The organism is Mesorhizobium sp. M1227 (assembly GCF_040318315.1).
GTDB lineage: Bacteria > Pseudomonadota > Alphaproteobacteria > Rhizobiales > Rhizobiaceae > Mesorhizobium.
The window spans coordinates 389,213-403,561 of sequence record NZ_JAMYLZ010000001.1 but is presented as its reverse complement, the minus strand read 5'-3'; the positions used below and the strand labels follow the sequence as shown (position 1 = coordinate 403,561).

16 protein-coding genes are annotated in these 14,349 nt (G+C 63.8%); 8 read left to right on the top strand and 8 right to left on the bottom strand.

Going from position 1 to position 14,349, the window contains the following annotated elements; all coding sequences use genetic code 11:
• Positions 1-14: 14 nt before the first annotated feature.
• From NKH28_RS01875 to NKH28_RS01865, 3 genes are all read right to left on the bottom strand, one after another.
• The gene (locus NKH28_RS01875) at positions 15-818 is read right to left on the bottom strand and encodes an isocitrate lyase/PEP mutase family protein (protein WP_352540440.1); all 804 of its coding nucleotides are present in this window, start codon (positions 816-818) and stop codon (positions 15-17) included.
• Between the two features lie 77 nt (positions 819-895).
• Positions 896-1,753, bottom strand: a complete 858-nt coding sequence (locus tag NKH28_RS01870; protein ID WP_352540439.1) for a hypothetical protein — start codon at positions 1,751-1,753, stop codon at positions 896-898.
• A gap of 77 nt (positions 1,754-1,830) precedes the next feature.
• Positions 1,831-2,241, bottom strand: coding sequence for an SRPBCC family protein (locus tag NKH28_RS01865; protein ID WP_352977617.1), 411 nt, complete (start codon positions 2,239-2,241; stop codon positions 1,831-1,833).
• 76 nt (positions 2,242-2,317) lie between these two features.
• On the opposite strand from NKH28_RS01865, the gene NKH28_RS01860 reads away from it, so the two are divergent.
• The gene (locus tag NKH28_RS01860; RefSeq protein ID WP_352540437.1) at positions 2,318-2,902 is read left to right on the top strand and encodes a TetR/AcrR family transcriptional regulator; all 585 of its coding nucleotides are present in this window, start codon (positions 2,318-2,320) and stop codon (positions 2,900-2,902) included.
• Between the two features lie 33 nt (positions 2,903-2,935).
• Here NKH28_RS01860 and NKH28_RS01855 read toward each other — a convergent pair whose 3' ends face one another.
• From NKH28_RS01855 to NKH28_RS01845, 3 genes are all read right to left on the bottom strand, one after another.
• Positions 2,936-3,592 carry an HAD family hydrolase gene (locus NKH28_RS01855; RefSeq protein WP_352540436.1) on the bottom strand — a complete coding sequence of 219 codons (657 nt, stop codon included), beginning with the start codon at positions 3,590-3,592 and terminating at the stop codon, positions 2,936-2,938.
• Entirely contained in the window at positions 3,592-4,077 is a 486-nt protein-coding gene (gene dut / locus NKH28_RS01850) for a dUTP diphosphatase (RefSeq protein ID WP_023676369.1), read from the bottom strand. Before dut ends, NKH28_RS01855 begins: the two co-directional genes overlap by 1 nt.
• Before the next feature lie 84 nt (positions 4,078-4,161).
• Positions 4,162-4,632, bottom strand: a complete 471-nt coding sequence (locus NKH28_RS01845; RefSeq protein ID WP_023676368.1) for an Lrp/AsnC family transcriptional regulator — start codon at positions 4,630-4,632, stop codon at positions 4,162-4,164.
• A 66-nt stretch (positions 4,633-4,698) separates the two neighbouring features.
• Here NKH28_RS01845 and NKH28_RS01840 point away from each other — a divergent pair, with 66 nt between their 5' ends.
• On the top strand, positions 4,699-4,962 hold the full coding sequence (locus tag NKH28_RS01840; protein WP_352977615.1) for a DUF6356 family protein: 264 nt from the start codon (positions 4,699-4,701) through the stop codon (positions 4,960-4,962).
• Between the two features lie 170 nt (positions 4,963-5,132).
• Positions 5,133-6,506 carry an amidase gene (locus NKH28_RS01835; RefSeq protein WP_352977613.1) on the top strand — a complete coding sequence of 458 codons (1,374 nt, stop codon included), beginning with the start codon at positions 5,133-5,135 and terminating at the stop codon, positions 6,504-6,506.
• On the opposite strand, the gene NKH28_RS01830 is transcribed toward NKH28_RS01835, so the two are convergent.
• Positions 6,500-7,576: an NAD(P)/FAD-dependent oxidoreductase gene (locus NKH28_RS01830; RefSeq protein WP_352977611.1), complete on the bottom strand. Its 1,077-nt coding sequence runs from the start codon at positions 7,574-7,576 to the stop codon at positions 6,500-6,502. The genes NKH28_RS01835 and NKH28_RS01830 overlap by 7 nt on opposite strands.
• Positions 7,577-7,696: 120 nt before the next feature.
• Between NKH28_RS01830 and NKH28_RS01825 the strand changes: the two genes are divergently transcribed.
• From NKH28_RS01825 to NKH28_RS01810, 4 genes are all read left to right on the top strand, one after another.
• Positions 7,697-8,296, top strand: coding sequence for a TetR/AcrR family transcriptional regulator (locus NKH28_RS01825; RefSeq protein WP_352977609.1), 600 nt, complete (start codon positions 7,697-7,699; stop codon positions 8,294-8,296).
• A complete protein-coding gene (locus NKH28_RS01820; RefSeq protein ID WP_352540431.1) occupies positions 8,293-9,219 on the top strand; it encodes a haloalkane dehalogenase in 927 nt (308 codons plus the stop codon). Before NKH28_RS01825 ends, NKH28_RS01820 begins: the two co-directional genes overlap by 4 nt.
• A gap of 260 nt (positions 9,220-9,479) precedes the next feature.
• The gene (locus tag NKH28_RS01815; protein ID WP_352540430.1) at positions 9,480-9,842 is read left to right on the top strand and encodes a hypothetical protein; all 363 of its coding nucleotides are present in this window, start codon (positions 9,480-9,482) and stop codon (positions 9,840-9,842) included.
• A gap of 89 nt (positions 9,843-9,931) precedes the next feature.
• A complete protein-coding gene (locus NKH28_RS01810; RefSeq protein ID WP_352458663.1) occupies positions 9,932-11,524 on the top strand; it encodes a peptide chain release factor 3 in 1,593 nt (530 codons plus the stop codon).
• A 169-nt stretch (positions 11,525-11,693) separates the two neighbouring features.
• Here NKH28_RS01810 and NKH28_RS01805 read toward each other — a convergent pair whose 3' ends face one another.
• Positions 11,694-12,167, bottom strand: coding sequence for a VOC family protein (locus NKH28_RS01805; protein WP_352458664.1), 474 nt, complete (start codon positions 12,165-12,167; stop codon positions 11,694-11,696).
• A 288-nt stretch (positions 12,168-12,455) separates the two neighbouring features.
• Here NKH28_RS01805 and ilvD point away from each other — a divergent pair, with 288 nt between their 5' ends.
• On the top strand, positions 12,456-14,300 hold the full coding sequence (gene ilvD / locus NKH28_RS01800; RefSeq protein ID WP_352977606.1) for a dihydroxy-acid dehydratase: 1,845 nt from the start codon (positions 12,456-12,458) through the stop codon (positions 14,298-14,300).
• Positions 14,301-14,349 lie beyond the last annotated feature (49 nt).

Sequence of the window (14,349 nt, the reverse complement as noted above, 5' to 3'; positions counted from 1 at the left end):
TTGCCGGGCCCGACCTAGGCGGAAGGTTTGGCAAACAGCGCCTGCAGCTTGCCGAACGGCATGGCGGCGCGGGTGAAGCCGAAGGTGCCATCCTGCTGGATCTCGCGCGCCGCGGTCTCCAGCATGCCGAAGGCGAAATTGGTCAGCCATGGGCCGAGCGAGACGCGCTTTACCCCCGCCATGGCCAGGTCGGCGATGGTGAAGCCGGGCCTGGCCATGACGTTGACCGGCTTGGTCAGCGCCGAGCAGACGGTTCGCACCATCTCGATGTCGCCCAGCCCCGGTGCATAGAGCACGTCGGCGCCGGCCTTCTCGAAGGCCTGCAGCCGCTTGATCGTATCGTCGAGGTCGGGCTTGCCCCACAGGAAATTCTCGGCCCGCGCGGTGAAGACGAAATCGCGTTTCAGTGCCCGTGCCGCTTCCGCCGCCGCCGCGACGCGCTCGACGGCATGCGCGAAATCATAGATCGGCTTGGCGGGCTCGCCGGTATGGTCCTCGATCGAGCAGCCGGCGAGGCCAGCCGCCTCGGCGGCGAAGATGGTCTCGCCGGCACTTGTCGCGCTGTCGCCCTTGCCCTTTTCGAGATCGGCCGAAACCGGCAGCCCGGTCGCCGCCGACACTTCACGGCAATGATGGATCATCGCCTCGAACGTCACCGCGCCATCGGGCAGGCCGCGCGAAAAGGCAAAGCCGGCGCTGGTCGTGGCCAGCGCCTTGAAGCCGAACGAGGCCAAGAGCTTGGTCGTGCCGACGTCCCAGGAATTGGCCATGACGAAGATCGAGGCATGCAGGTCGCGAAAAATCTTGCCCTTGTCCATGGATGCTCCCCTCCAGTGCAGAATGTGAGGCAAATTCTAGCCCGGCGGAAGGCGCCGGGCAAACAAATGCGGTTGGCTCAGAAGCGTTTGGCGTTGTCATCTGCCAATCGATCCAGCGCGTCGGAATCCTTGACGTAGCGCGAAGCATTTTTGTCCCAATGATAGGTGACGGAGCTGTCGCGCGAAGACGCCTCTGGCGGCGGCTGGCCGTCGCAGCTTTCTTCTCCCGGCAGCGTCGCGTCGGTCACCGTGACTTTGATGGCTGCATAGGGCTGGCCGTCGGCGATCACCTGGAAGGCCACATTCTGTGTCCTCCTATGGGTGCAGAGGTTTTCGTCGAACGTATAGATCATGTCGATCAGCTCGAACCTGTCGTTGCGGACCATGACCAGCGGCGCGATCACATAGCCCTGGCTCGAATTGAAATGCGTGCTCGTGGTGATGATGACGTCATCGCCGGGCCCGATCGACAGCTTGCCCGGATCGCGAAAGTAGGTGCTGCGGTCGACGGCAACATTGACCGCGTCGAGCAAGGCCGGCTTGCCGGTGATGTCGTAGAGTGCCAGCACGGCATAACCCTCGGCGCTGTCAGGCGAGTCGCCGAGGTCGAGCAGCATCGCCAGCCGGTCCTTGCCGCCGGCCTTGATGCCGAGCACGTCGCCGCTGGAAAGACCCGACGTCGCCGGCGGCGAGCCGTCGTAGTCCGGTCCAGCGATGTGGCGCATCTCGATCGGCATCGAACCTCGGAAAAAGCCGTCCTTGTCCGCCGCCAGATCGGGAATGACCATCCTGGCGAGATCGAGATAGGTGACATCGCCGTGGCCGGGGACGGCGCTGCCGAGCTCCGGGAAACTGACGGCCTCCGCGCTGGCCGTCGTCCAAAGACAGGGCAGCAGCAGGCAGGCAAAGATGAAACGAAGCAGGGAGAAGGTCATGCGCGCGCGCTCGTTATCTCGGGCGCGCGCAAGCTAGAGCATTTTGCGACCAAGAGGAAACACCTGGCGTTGCCTCACTATGTTGGCTTGGCTTGGCTCGCCAGGGTCTGCTGGAAAACCGGCACCAGCTGATCCATGGCGGCTGCGAGCCACGCGCCGAGTTCGTCGGGCAGAGTGTCGTGAATCCAGACCAGGCGGCTCCGGCCCTCGCCCTCGGCAAAGACCTGCATGGAGGTATTATCGTGGGTGACCTCGTCGCCGAGCCATCCCCACACGATCCGCCGGCTCTGCTCGTCGCGGGCGATGAGCCGCTCTCGCACAATCTTGCGGTCGGCGAAGGTAAGGGCCCGTACGTCGCCCTCATCCACCCGACAGTCGACGAAAACGCCTGGGGCTATCCGTTGGGCGCCGCCGGCGAAGTCGCCCACCGTCGCCCATACGCTTTCCGGTGAAGCATCTACGATGATTTCCCTGACTATTGAAACCATGTTCGCTGGTCCTTCTGTTAGTAGGTAGACCTGTCTGTCTACATGTGGATACAGACCTGTCTGCTATAGTCAAGGCATGTCCACAGCCCGAATCAACGATCGTCCCGAAAGCCTTGCGCGTCGTCGAATCCTCGATACGGCGACCGCACTGTTTTCTCTGGAGGGGGTCCGTGCAGTCGGGATCGACCGCATCATCGCCGAGGCCGGCGTTGCCAAGGCGACGTTCTATCATCACTTCGCGGCCAAGGACGACCTCGTCCGCGCCTATATCGAGGAGCTCAGCAAGGGAGGACGGGCGGCAATCGCGAGCCTTGGCCGGCGGCCACCTCGCCAGATGATCCTTGCCATATTCGATCTCATCGCCGACGCGGCGGATCAGCCGGGCTACCGCGGCTGCCCGTTTCAGAACGCCGCTGCTGAATATCCGGATCCCAGCAGCCCGGTTCGCCAGGCGATCGATCAGCATCGTCACTGGAAGTGGGGCACCCTCAGGGACTTGCTGATCGCGGACGCAAATCCCGATCCGGACCGCACAGCGGACGCGCTAACGGTGGCGGCCGACGGTCTCCTTGTCGTCAGCCATCTCGACAGGCCGGCCAATCTGCGCAGTCTCATACGCGACACGGTCGACCGACTACTTGGAGGCCCGCGCCCGGTCTGAGACCGGGCGCGCGTGCAGCCTGCGCATAGGCGATCAGTGGATCGGCACCAGCCCGGCCAGTTCACGCATGTCGTCGAACAGAATGCCGCCGGCTCCGATCAGCCCGTCGCGGTCGGAAAGCGGGTCGCCGTGGTAGGAATAGACGCGCATGCCGGCGGCGATGCCGGCTGTCGTCCCGGCGACGCTGTCCTCGATGACGATACAGTCGGCGGGCGCGAAGCCCATCGTCGCTGCCGCATGCAGGAAGAGGTCGGGGAACGGCTTGCCGCGCGAGACCATGGTCGAGCTGAACAGCGCATGCTCGAACAGCGGCAGCAGTCCGGTCTGGCCGAGCGTGATGTGCATTTTGGACACCCGTGCCGACGAGGCGACACAGGTGGCGATGCCGGCGGCGTGCACGGTTTCGATGAACTCGCGAACGTAGGGGATGGCCTCGACGCCATGCGCGAACAGGTCGGGCAGGCCGGCGTTCCAGCGCTCGACGAAATCGGCGCCGAGGCTGACGCCGGTCGCCTCGACTTCCTTCTGCACCGAGACCATGCTGCGGCCGGAGAAATTCTTGCGGCAATATTCGAAGCTGGCCGGAAAGCCGGCCGCGGTCAGCCACTCGGCGAGGCGCCGATTGGCCAGGTTCTCGGTATCGACCAGAACCCCGTCGCAATCGAAGATGACGAGCTTGGGTATTTTCATCAGGCCGTGCCGGTCGATCCGAAGCCGCCCGAGCCGCGCGTTGTGCCGCCAGCCAATGTGCGCTCCTCGACGGTCGCCTGCGTCACCGGGGCGAAGACGATCTGGGCGATCCGCATGCCGCGCGTCACCGCGAAATCCTCGTCGCCGAGATTGATCAGCAGCACCTTGACCTCGCCGCGATAGTCGCTGTCGATGGTGCCCGGCGTGTTGAGGCAGGTGAGCCCGTGCTTGAAGGCGAGGCCGGAACGCGGCCGGACCTGGCCCTCGACGCCCTCCGGAATTTCCAGGATCAGCCCGGTCGGCACCAGCGCGCGCTTTCCCGGCAGGATCAAAAGCGGCCTGTCGTCCGGGACGGCGGCGCGCAGGTCCATGCCGGCGGCGCCCGAGCTCTCATAGGCAGGAAGCGGCAATCCCTCGCCATGCGGCAGCCTGACGAAGCCGACAGCCGGACCGATGACGGAGGTGGGATAAAGTGCTGCGCGCATGAGGCTGATCCTATCGTCGCGAACGCCGGTTCAGTCAACTCGGCGGCAATGCTATCAACGGCTTTCTTTCAGCACAGTTCCGCTTCAGCGCAGTTCCATCGGAACGACCGTGGTCTCCTTGATCTCCTCCATGACGAAGGAGGCCGAAACGTCCGATAGTGCCACCTTGGCGATCAGCCGTTGATAGAGCCGGTCATAGGCCTTCACATCGGCGACGCGGGCGCGCAGGACATAGTCGAGATCGCCGGACATGCGGTAAGCGCCGGTGATCTCGGCAAAGCCGGTCACCGCCGCTCGGAATCTTTGCAGCCAGTCCGGATCGTGGTTGGAGGTGCGGATCAGGATGAACACCGAAAGGCCGAGCCCAAGCTTGTCGGCGTCGACCAGCGCCACCCGGCCGGTGATGACGCCGTCTTCCTCCAGCCGCTTCACCCGGCGCCAGCAAGCATTGCGCGACAGCGATATTCTTGCCGAGAGCTGGTCGACGGACAGTGTGCCGTCGCGTTGCAGCTCGGCCAGCAATCTTCGGTCTATTTCGTCGATTTCCGGCGCCATGCGGGATGTTTGTCCCAAAATTCAGCCTTTCACAAGGACAATTTGAGACCGATGAACCGAACACCCATGCCAGTATACTCATCGCCGGCTCTTCATGCCGGCAGGAGGGATCGACATGACCGCACGGCTCGCAAGACTTTCACCTCTCACCCGGCCGCGGTCGGCGAGAGTTATTTCGGCCATATGGCTTTCGCCGCATGGTTCTCGTCGCGATTGTTCATGGCGGCCTTTGCCGCGCTCGTTCATGCTTTCTTGCCGTTTCTGTTCGAGACCACGGCAAGCGGCATCATCCGTGAGCTCTATGAGCGGACGCACAACAGAGGACGGTAAGCCGCAGAGGTACCGAGCGCAGCGAGGCCGCTGGACAGCGCCGACCCTCAACAGGCCCCGCAGCGCAATCCCGATCAAGCGCCGCCATCGTCGAATGCCGAGCCAGGCTTGTATCCACGCGCCAATCCGCCATTTTGAGGATCGCGGCGCGATAGCCCGGAGCATTCACCATGGATATCGTCTTTTCCTCGACCACCAAACTGGCCGCGGCCATCCGCGACCGTACGGTTTCCGCAATAGAGGTGCTGGACGAGCATCTGGCGCAGATCGACAGGCACAATAAGGCGGTCAATGCCGTCGTAACCCTCGATCGGGACGGTGCGCGGCAACGCGCCGTCAAAGCCGACGACGCGCAGGCGCGCGGCGAGGCCCTTGGGCCGCTGCATGGCGTGCCGTTCACACTGAAAGACACGCATGAAACCGCCGGCATGAGAACCGCCGTCGGCTTCCCGGCCTTCGCCGACTATGCTCCGAGGGCAGACAGTCCGGTCGTTGCCCGGCTGAAGGCGGCAGGCGGCATACTGGTGGGCAAGACGAACGTGGCGACAATGCTCGGTGACTGGCAGTCGAGCAATCCACTGTTCGGCCGCACCGGCAACCCCTGGAATCTCCAGCGCACCGCCGGCGGCTCCAGCGGCGGTGCGGCGGCGGCGCTCGGCACTGGTATGACGCCGTTCGAGGTCGGCACCGACATGCAGGATTCGATCCGGCTGCCGGCCGCCTTTTGTGGCGTCTACGGCCTCAAGCCGACCGAGCACCGCGTCTCGCTCGCCGGCGCCTTCCCCGACCCGGGCGGGGCGCCGCGCAGCGTGCGGCTGATGTCCTGCCTCGGACCGCTGGCGCGCAGCGTCGAGGACCTGGCACTGATCTACGGCCTCATTGCCGGGCCGGATGGAAGCGATACCGACCTTGCGCCGGTACCGGTCGAAACCATGCCGGAGCTGGATCTCAGAAATTTGCGCATTGCCGTCGCGCCGTCCTTTCCGGGCTTTCCGGTGGCCGGCGAGATCAGCGCGGCGGTCGAAAGTCTGGCAAAGGAGCTTCAGTCGGCAGGCGCCATCGTCGAGGATGCCAAATTGCCGAAGCTCGACCTGCACGACGACCTGGAGCAAGGCGGTGCGCTGATCGGCATGATGCTGGAGGCGGCCCAGCCCGAACCGCGGGAGAAGCCGACGCCGGTCTCGCGCTGGTTCGAGGCGCTCGCCCGCCGCGACCGCTCCATCCTGGCGTGGGAACGGTTCTTCGACGGCTGCGACGCCTTGCTGTGCCCGGTCGCCATGGCCACCGCCTTCCCGCATTGCGAGCCGGGAACGCCGATCGGGGTCGACGGCAAGACGCAAAGCTACTGGATGCTGCCGGCCTATGGCGCGGTGTTCAACTACAGCGGCCATCCGGCACTGTCGCTGCCCTGCGGACAAGATCGCGACGGCCTGCCCATCGGACTACAGCTTGTCGGCAAACGCTGGTCGGAGCGGCGCCTGCTCGGGATCGCCAGGGCAATCGAGCCGCTGGCCGGCGGCTTTCGCCGCCCGCCCGGTTATTGAGTAAACCGCGCCAGTCCGTAGGGATCAAGCAGCGGATCGCGCTCGCCGTCGAGGATTTCGCGGGCGGCGAACAGGGCGACGGCCGGCGCCAGCGTGATGCCGGAATGCATGACCGCAACATAGACGCCGCTCGTGCCTTCGGCGCGGCCTATGATCGGAAAGCCATCGACCGGGGTCGGCCGGTAGCCAATGGTGTGGAAATCGAGTTCCAGCCCATCCGCGCCGCGCAGCATCGCCTTCATCGCCGCAAACAGGTCGCGGGCGGTGGCCGGGGCATCCATGCCGGGATCGGCGCCGCCGAAATCCGAGCCGGCGATGACGCGGCCTTCCGCCGTCTGGCGCATATGCAGGCGGTCGCCGATCACCAGGCCGTTGAGCAGCTTTTCGTAGGGGCGCGAATGCACGATCAGGCCGGGCGGCGTTTCGATCGGCAGTTCTATCCCGGCTGTGGCAGCGATTGCCGGGGAGCCGGCTCCGGCCGCGATCACCACCTCGTCGGCAGCAATCCGCCCGCCGGATGTATCGACGCCGGCAATCCTGCCGTTGGCTTGCACCAGAGCAGCGACGGTCGTCCCGGCTACAATTCGCGCGCCGCGCCGTTCGGCGTCGGCCAGCAGTGCTTGCGTGGCGGCGACCGGCTCGGCAACGCCTTCCTCGGCGACATAAAGGGCGAAATCGGGAAGCTCGGTCAGATTGGGCTCGATGCGGGCCGCTCCGGCAAGGTCGACACGCTCGATGCCGTAGCCCCATGCGGAGTGCTCGGCCGCATAGGCTTCGAGTTCGGGACGTGGCAGGTCCCAGCACAGGCCGCCGCACCATTGCAACGGGATGCCGGGCACCTCGTTCGCCAGTCGCGTCCATTCGGCCATCGATCGAGTCCGTAGTCGGAAGTAAGGCTGCGGATTACCCCAGCTGGCATTGATCCAGGCAAAGGAATTCGGTGTCGCGACGCCGCCGGCGCCGCTGCCGGCAACAACCGTCACCTTTGCTCCAGCCCTGGTCAGGTGCCAGGCGATGGAGGCGCCGATGATACCGGCGCCGATGACGATCACTTCTTTCGCAGCTGTCATGCTTCACTCCTCGTTCCAACGCCACCACTGCGATGCCATTGCCCGTGGGTTCTGCCAAGAGCGAGCCGTATCAAATGTGCCTCTTGACTTTAATACGTACGTACGTATTTTATACCTGGCATGGCTAGACATTCACTTCGCGAAAAACTTCTCGACGCCGGTTTCAAAACCATCTGGAGCTCCGGCTATTCGGCCGCCGGCGTACGCGACATCGTCGCCGCGGCCGATGCCCGTCCGGGGTCCTTCACCAATCATTTTGCATCCAAGGAGGCGTTCACCGGCGAGGTGCTGGACCGCTATTTCGGCTATGTGAGCGGTTTGGCGGAGCAGGCCCTTGCCCGGGACGGCACACCCCCGGTCGGGCGCTTGCGCCGCTATCTCGAAATCATCACGTCGAAGCTGGAGGCGCATGATTGGGCACGGGGCTGCATGATCGGCAATCTCAGCCTCGAGACGGCGGCTCACAGTGAGGCGCTGAGGCTGCAACTCGTCGCCATCTTCGAACGCTGGCGCAAGCCCTTTGCCGAATGCATCGCCGAGGGCCAGGCGGCTGGCGACATCACCGACGCGTTCGATGCCGAGGACCTCGCCGATTTCCTGTTGAGTTCCTGGCAAGGCGCGATGCTGCGCATGAAGGTGGAGCGCAGTCCCGAACCGCTCGAGCGTTTCAAGAATATCGTCTTCAAAACAGTCTTCGTAAAAAAGGAGCTGATCCGATGAACCCGAAACTCGAAAAACAGCAATCCCGCACAATGGTGCCGCGCTCGCAAGTCGCGGTACTCGATTCCACCATCTCCTATGTCGAGGCAGGTACTGCCGGTCCGACGGTGCTATTCCTGCACGGCAACCCGACGTCGTCCTACATCTGGCGCGACATCATCCCGCATGTGGCGCCGTTCGGCCGCTGCATTGCGCCCGACCTGATCGGCTATGGCCAATCCGGCAAGCCGGACATCGACTATCGCTTCTTCGACCACGTCCGCTATCTCGACGCCTTCATCGAGACGCTTGGCATCAGTGACGTGGTGGTCGTCGCGCAGGACTGGGGCACCGCGCTCGCCTTCCATCTCGCGGCCCGGCGGCCGCAGCGGATCCTCGGCCTCGCCTTCATGGAATTCATCCGCCCCTTCGAGAGTTGGGACGATTTTCACCAGCGTCCGCAGGCGCGCGAATTGTTCAAGGCAATGCGCACGCCTGGCGTCGGTGAGAAGCTTGTCCTGGAGGACAACGTCTTCGTCGAAAAGGTGCTTCCGGCTGCGGTGCTGCGCACGATGAGCGATGAGGAAATGGCCTCCTACCGGGCACCGTTCCCGACGCCCCAATCGCGCAAGCCGATCCTGCGGCTGCCGCGCGACCTGCCGATTGAAGGCCAGCCCGCCGATGTCGCTGCCATCAGCGAGCACGACCATCGGGCGCTCCGGCTCTCCTCCTACCCGAAGCTGCTTTTCTCAGGCGATCCGGGGGCCCTCGTCTCGCCGCATGCGGCACGGGAATTCGCGGCCGGCCTGAAGAACTGCCGGTTGATCGATCTCGGACCCGGCGCGCATTATCTACAGGAGGACCATGCCGACAGGATCGGCGCCACAATTGCCGAGTGGATTCCGGAGGTGGCCTTCGAGAGCCGAGCGACCGAATCGGCCTGACGTCGGGACGTGAACCGGCGGCAGCCGGAGAGGTCGACAGCTTAGCTCTGCCGGTGCCAAGCGATGGAGGCGCCAATGATGCCGGATCCAATGACGATGATGTTCTTGCTCACGGCCGTGTACCTTCAAACGCCCAGGACTTCTTGCCCTCATTGCCACCATGCTACAGACTTACCAAGGGCGTTGCCGGGACCGCTCTCGAAGCGGGTCGATGACGATCGCCTCACTGGAAACGTTCAGCTCAATCACATGAGGGTCATTTGCGCCGCTGGATAAAAGGGTTGGTTTTTGCTGCAGCCGGAGCCGCCATTGTCTATGCCGTCTTCTTTGGCCCGCTGCCGTTCGTTCGATCTTGGTGGCAGGACGACAACTGGCTGGATCCTTTGCATAAACGCCATCGCATCGCTGACGGTTTGGTGCTGACCGGGGCGTTGGTTGGGAAATCGCGGGCAGAAGTTGTTGCCATGCTCGGCGAGCCGCCGAAGACGGACTATTTCGAGGACTGGAGTCTGGTTTATATTCTTGGTTCGGAAAGAGGATTTTTTTCGATCGACTCTGAATGGCTGGTTATGCGCCTGGATGACGTTGGCTCGGTCACGCAGGCGGCTATCGTCAGAGACTGAACCTGCTGCCGGGGTATCAGCGGTGTTTCCGTTCGACAGGCTGGAAAAGCGCTGCTAGAAGCCCGCGCCACAGACAGGATTCCATGAAATTGGCTGAAGACATCGAACAAGCGGTATCGCGCCGCCGCACTTTCGCGATCATTGCCCACCCCGACGCCGGCAAGACGACGCTCACCGAAAAACTGCTTTTGTTCGGCGGCGCCATCCAGCTTGCCGGCGAGGTCAAGGCCAAGAAGGACCGCATCCAGACCCGCTCGGACTGGATGAAGATCGAACGCGAGCGCGGCATTTCGGTGGTCACCTCGGTGATGACCTTCGAATACGAGGACACCGTCTTCAACCTGCTCGACACGCCCGGCCACGAGGATTTCGCCGACGACACCTATCGCACGCTGTCGGCGGTCGACAGCGCGGTCATGGTCATCGACGCCGCCAAGGGCATCGAGCCGCGCACGCTGAAACTGTTCGAGGTCTGCCGGCTGCGCGACATCCCGATCATCACCTTCGTCAACAAAATGGACCGCGAAAGCCGAGACCCATTCGACATCCTCGACGAGATCGAGCAGAAGCTGGCACTGGATACAGCGCCGATCACCTGGCCGATCGGCCGCGGCAAGACCTTTTCCGGGACCTACCATCTGGCGCTGAACGCGGTGCGCAAGGGCGACGCCGAAAAGGAGCGCACGCCGGTCAATGGACCCGATTCCAACCGCGTCGCCGGCCTGTTGCCGGAGAACGAGCGCGAGGCCTTCATCGAGGAGCTGGAACTGGCGCGCGCGGCCTGTCGCCCGCTCGACCTCGATGCCTTCCGCGAGGGCCATTTGACGCCGGTCTATTTCGGTTCGGCGCTGCGCAATTACGGCGTGCGCGACCTGATCGAGGCGCTCGGCGCCTACGGGCCGCCGCCGCGCGCGCAGGAGGCCGACAGCCGCAAGGTCGAGGCGACCGAGGACAAGATGACCTCCTTCGTCTTCAAGATCCAGGCCAATATGGACCCCAACCATCGCGACCGCATCGCTTTCGTCCGCGTCTGCTCCGGCAAGCTCGAGCGCGGCATGAAGGCCAAGCTGGTGCGCACGGGAAAACCGATGAGCCTGTCGGCACCGCAATTCTTCTTCGCCCGCACCCGCGTCACGGCCGACGAGGCGTTCGCCGGCGATGTCGTCGGCATCCCCAACCACGGCACGCTGCGCATCGGCGACACGCTGACCGAAGGCGAGGAGATCCTGTTTCGCGGCGTGCCGAATTTCGCGCCTGAAATCCTGCGCCGCGTTCGCCTCGGCGATGCCATGAAAGCCAAGAAGCTCAAGGAAGCGCTGCACCAGATGGCCGAGGAAGGCGTCGTGCAATTGTTCTCGCCGGAGGACGGCTCGCCAGCCATCGTCGGCGTCGTCGGCGCCCTGCAGCTCGACGTCTTGAAGGAGCGGCTAAACTTCGAATACACGCTGCCGGTCGATTTCGAGATGTCGCGCTTTTCCGTCTGCCGCTGGATATCGGCCGACGACAGGGCCGAGCTCCAGCGCTTCATCGAGGCGCATCGCGGCGACATTGCCCGCGACCTCGACAACGATCCGGTGTTCCTCGCCCAGCACGCCTTCTCGCTCAACTACGAGGCCGAGCGCTGGAAGGCGATCCGCTTCGCCGCGGTCAAGGATTATCAGGTCCGCGACAGAGCGGCTTGATGCGCCCCTTCCCTTCTCCCCTTGTGGGAGAAGGTGTCGCCGAAGGCGACGGATGAGGGGTGTTCCAGGAAACACCAACGTCTCATTCCGTCCAGCACCCCTCAACCGTCTCGGCGCTTCGCGCCGATCCACCTTCTCCCACAAGGGGAGAAGGAAAGATCGCGTTCGTTCACCCTTTCGCTGCCTCTTCGATCTTGGCGATGTCGATCTTGCTCATCTGCATCATCGCCTGCATCACGCGGCCGGCCTTTTCCCTATCGGGGTCCAGCAGCAGCCTGGGCAGCTGCTCGGGAACGACCTGCCAGGAGAGGCCGAATTTGTCCTTCAGCCAGCTGCACTGGCTGGGCTGGCCACCGCCCGCGATGAGCCTGTCCCAGAAATAGTCGGCCTCTTCCTGCGTCTTGCAGTCGATGGAGAGCGAGACTGCCTGGGTGAACTTGAATTGCGGGCCGCCGTTGAGCGCCTGGAACTGAACGCCGTCGAGCTCGAATGAGACCATCAGCACCTTGCCCTCATTATCGCCACTGCCCTGGGGCCAGCGCATCACGCTCAGCACCTTCGAATTCTTGAAGATGGAGATGTAATGGTTCATGGCCTCCTCGGCCTGGTCGTCGAACCACAGGCAGGGGGTGATCTTTTGCATTCTCTTGCTCCTCGGGCTGGTTTTGGCTTGTTTCACTCGCAAAACGGCCGGCTGGCAATTGATGCCCGGTCCCGCCGTCAGCTCAAGGACGCTCGAGCAAAACACGATCCGACAGCACTTCTGACTTTTTTACGGCCTGGACCGGCTGCGTCTTTGGCTGGCCGCTCGTTCCGCACCCTGGCGCAGCGCAAAATTGTGGCCAGACCAGAGTGTGCCGTCTATAAGGCCTGCGGCTCAATTCCGGTTTTCCGCACCTTTGGGCGCGACGCAGACAGCAAGGACAGTTCAATGCCCGCCTATCGTTCCCGCACCACCACCCATGGCCGCAACATGGCCGGCGCTCGCGGCCTGTGGCGCGCTACCGGCATGAAGGATTCGGATTTCGGCAAGCCGATCATTGCCGTGGTCAATTCCTTCACCCAATTCGTGCCGGGCCATGTCCATTTGAAGGATCTCGGCCAGCTGGTTGCCCGCGAGATCGAAAAAGCCGGCGGCGTCGCCAAGGAGTTCAACACCATTGCCGTCGATGACGGCATCGCCATGGGCCATGACGGCATGCTCTATTCGCTGCCGTCGCGCGAATTGATCGCCGACTCGGTCGAATACATGGTCAACGCGCACTGCGCCGACGCGATGGTCTGCATCTCGAATTGCGACAAGATCACGCCCGGCATGCTGATGGCGTCGCTGCGCCTCAACATCCCGACCGTCTTCGTCTCCGGCGGGCCGATGGAGGCCGGCAAGGTGGTGCTCGCCGGCAAGAGCCAGGCGCTTGATCTGGTCGACGCTATGGTCGCGGCCGCCGACGACAAAGTGTCCGACGAGGACGTCAGGACCATCGAACGCTCGGCCTGTCCGACCTGCGGTTCCTGCTCCGGCATGTTCACCGCCAATTCGATGAACTGCCTGACCGAGGCGCTCGGCCTGTCCTTGCCCGGCAATGGTTCGACGCTGGCGACGCATGCCGACCGCAAGCGCCTGTTCGTCGAGGCCGGCCACCTGATCGTCGATCTTGCCCAGCGCTATTACGAACAGGACGACGACACCGCGCTGCCGCGCAGCATCGCCTCGAAGGGCGCCTTCGAGAACGCCATGACGCTCGACATCGCCATGGGCGGCTCGACCAACACGGTCCTGCACATCCTCGCCGCGGCACATGAGGGCGAGGTCGACTTCACCATGGAGGACATCGACCGGCTGTCGCGGCGGGTGCCGGTGCTGTGCAAGGTGGCTCCGGCCAAGGCTGACGTCCACATGGAGGATGTCCATCGCGCCGGCGGCATCATGGCCATCCTCGGCCAGTTGGATAGCGCCGGGCTGATCAACCGCGACCTGCCGACGGTGCACACCGCAAGCCTCGGCGAAGCGCTCGATCATTGGGACATTTCGCGCACCACCAGCCAGAATGTCCGGGATTTCTTCCTGGCGGCACCCGGCGGCGTGCCGACGCAAGTCGCGTTCAGCCAAGACCGCCGCTGGGACGATCTCGATCTCGACCGCGAGAAGGGCGTCATCCGCTCGGCCGAACATCCTTTCTCCAGGGATGGCGGCCTTGCCGTGCTGAAAGGCAATCTGGCAATCGATGGCTGCATCGTGAAGACGGCGGGCGTCGATGAATCGATCCTGAAATTCACCGGTCCGGCAAGAGTGTTCGAAAGCCAGGACGCCAGCGTCAAGGCGATCCTGTCGAACGAGATCAAGGCCGGCGATGTCGTCGTCATCCGCTATGAAGGGCCACGCGGCGGACCCGGCATGCAGGAAATGCTCTACCCGACCAGCTATTTGAAGTCGAAAGGTCTCGGCAAAGCCTGCGCACTGATCACCGACGGTCGTTTTTCCGGCGGCACCTCCGGCCTGTCGATCGGCCATGTCTCGCCGGAAGCCGCGGAAGGCGGTCTGATCGGGCTGGTCAGGGAAGGCGACACGATCGAGATCGATATCCCCACCCGCACCATCAGGCTTGCTGTCGACGACGCCGAACTCATCGCCCGTCGCGCCGCGATGGAGGCCAGGGGAACGGCTGCCTGGAAGCCCGAAGAAAAGCGCAAGCGCAAGGTGACGACAGCCTTGCGCGCCTATGCGGCGATGGCGACAAGTGCCGCCAAGGGGGCGGTGCGGTACGTGCCGGAATAGAGGCTTTTCCTTCTCCCTTTGTGGGAGAAGGTGGATTGGCGCGCAACGC

Excerpts from the sequence above, each read along its gene's own strand:
- dut (WP_023676369.1), bottom strand. The coding sequence starts at position 4,077 with ATGCGCGCAGCACTTTATCCCACCTCCGTCATCGGTCCGGCTGTCGGC.
- NKH28_RS01865 (WP_352977617.1), bottom strand. The coding sequence starts at position 2,241 with ATGGTTTCAATAGTCAGGGAAATCATCGTAGATGCTTCACCGGAAAGC.
- NKH28_RS01860 (WP_352540437.1), top strand. The coding sequence starts at position 2,318 with ATGTCCACAGCCCGAATCAACGATCGTCCCGAAAGCCTTGCGCGTCGT.
- NKH28_RS01870 (WP_352540439.1), bottom strand. The coding sequence starts at position 1,753 with ATGACCTTCTCCCTGCTTCGTTTCATCTTTGCCTGCCTGCTGCTGCCC.
- NKH28_RS01830 (WP_352977611.1), bottom strand. The coding sequence starts at position 7,576 with ATGACAGCTGCGAAAGAAGTGATCGTCATCGGCGCCGGTATCATCGGC.
- NKH28_RS01820 (WP_352540431.1), top strand. The coding sequence starts at position 8,293 with ATGAACCCGAAACTCGAAAAACAGCAATCCCGCACAATGGTGCCGCGC.
- NKH28_RS01855 (WP_352540436.1), bottom strand. The coding sequence starts at position 3,592 with ATGAAAATACCCAAGCTCGTCATCTTCGATTGCGACGGGGTTCTGGTC.
- NKH28_RS01840 (WP_352977615.1), top strand. The coding sequence starts at position 4,699 with ATGCCAGTATACTCATCGCCGGCTCTTCATGCCGGCAGGAGGGATCGA.
- NKH28_RS01845 (WP_023676368.1), bottom strand. The coding sequence starts at position 4,632 with ATGGCGCCGGAAATCGACGAAATAGACCGAAGATTGCTGGCCGAGCTG.
- ilvD (WP_352977606.1), top strand. The coding sequence starts at position 12,456 with ATGCCCGCCTATCGTTCCCGCACCACCACCCATGGCCGCAACATGGCC.
- NKH28_RS01825 (WP_352977609.1), top strand. The coding sequence starts at position 7,697 with ATGGCTAGACATTCACTTCGCGAAAAACTTCTCGACGCCGGTTTCAAA.
- NKH28_RS01835 (WP_352977613.1), top strand. The coding sequence starts at position 5,133 with ATGGATATCGTCTTTTCCTCGACCACCAAACTGGCCGCGGCCATCCGC.
- NKH28_RS01805 (WP_352458664.1), bottom strand. The coding sequence starts at position 12,167 with ATGCAAAAGATCACCCCCTGCCTGTGGTTCGACGACCAGGCCGAGGAG.
- NKH28_RS01875 (WP_352540440.1), bottom strand. The coding sequence starts at position 818 with ATGGACAAGGGCAAGATTTTTCGCGACCTGCATGCCTCGATCTTCGTC.